The organism is Kitasatospora sp. NPDC091257 (assembly GCF_044757675.1).
GTDB classification, from domain to species: Bacteria; Actinomycetota; Actinomycetes; order Streptomycetales; family Streptomycetaceae; genus Kitasatospora; species Kitasatospora lactacystinica.
Genome location: NZ_JBIVVI010001790.1, coordinates 1 through 1,201, shown reverse-complemented (window position 1 = coordinate 1,201; position 1,201 = coordinate 1). Strand labels below are relative to the sequence as shown.

General features: G+C 74.4%; 2 protein-coding genes. One reads left to right on the top strand and one right to left on the bottom strand.

What is annotated here, in order from left to right:
• The coding region (locus ACIQOV_RS42060) for an acyltransferase domain-containing protein (RefSeq protein ID WP_401056504.1) at positions 1-674 on the bottom strand (674 nt) is incomplete at its 3' end.
• Between the two features lie 100 nt (positions 675-774).
• On the opposite strand from ACIQOV_RS42060, the gene ACIQOV_RS42055 reads away from it, so the two are divergent.
• A partial coding sequence (locus ACIQOV_RS42055) for a TetR family transcriptional regulator (protein WP_401056503.1) occupies positions 775-1,201 on the top strand: 427 nt, incomplete at its 3' end.

The window sequence follows — 1,201 nt, the reverse complement described above, 5'->3', positions numbered from 1 at the left end:
GAGAACACGCCGGCGCAGTGCGCCGCGGCGATCTCGCCGATCGAGTGCCCGAGCAGGAAGTCGGGCGTCACGCCCCAGGATTCGAGCAGCCGGAACGACGCCACCTCGACCGCGAACAGCCCGGCCTGCGCCCACACCGTCCGGTCCAGATCCTCGACGCCCTCGAACACCACGCCCTTCACCGGCCGGTCCAGCAGCAGGTCCAGCTCCCCGCAGACCGCATCGAAGGCGTCCGCGAAGGCGGGGAAGGCCTCGTACAGCTCCCGGCCCATCCCGACCCGCTGCGCACCCTGACCGGTGAACAGGAACGCCGTCCGCCCCTCGGCCACGACGCCCGACACCAGAGTGCCGGACGGTCGGCCCGCGGCCAGGGCCGCCAGCGGGGCGTCCCGGTCGGCGCCGAGCACCACCGCTCGGTGTTCCAGCCCGGCACGGGAGAGCAGCGACCGGGCCACGTCCTGCGGCCGCAGCTCGGCCCGCCGCTCCGCGAAGGAGCGCAGTCGCCCGGCCTGGGCGGCGAGCGCCGCGGCCGAGCGCCCGGACAGCAGCCAGGGCAGCGCGTCCGACTCGACGGCGGAAGCGGCCTCCACCGCGTCCGGCTCGACGGCTGCCTCCAGGATGACGTGGGCGTTGGTGCCGTCGATCTCGGTGCGGATGGTGAGGCCGGGCTGCATGGCGTCGCTCCTTGAAGAGGGCGAGAAGGCGGAGGAATTTTCTCCGCTTCTGGTGACGCTAGCATAGGGGGAGAGATTTTCTCCGGTTAGGGAGTTGTGGATGAGGGCCGACGCGGAGCGCAGCCGGCGCAGGATCCTGGACGCCGCCTGCGAGGTGTTCCTGGAGCGGGGCCCGGACGCCCCGTTGGACGCGGTGGTGCGGCGGGCCGGGGTCGGCCCGGGCACGCTCTACCGGCGGTTCCCCGACCGGGAGGCGCTGGTCCGCGAACTGGTCACCGACCTGCTGGCCCGGCTCACCGAGGCCGCCGAGCAGGCGCGGGCGGCCGAGCCGGATCCGTACCTGGCGCTGCGCCGCTTCGTGCACGCCGCCGCCGATCTGCGGATGGGGGCGGCGATCGTGGTGCTGTTGGAGCACCTGGTGGTGGACGAGGAGCTGGTGGCGGTTCGCCGGGGCACCGTCGTGGCGGTCGAGGGGCTGCTGCGGGCCGCGCGGGAGGCCGGGCGGCTGCGCCCCGACGTGGGGATGG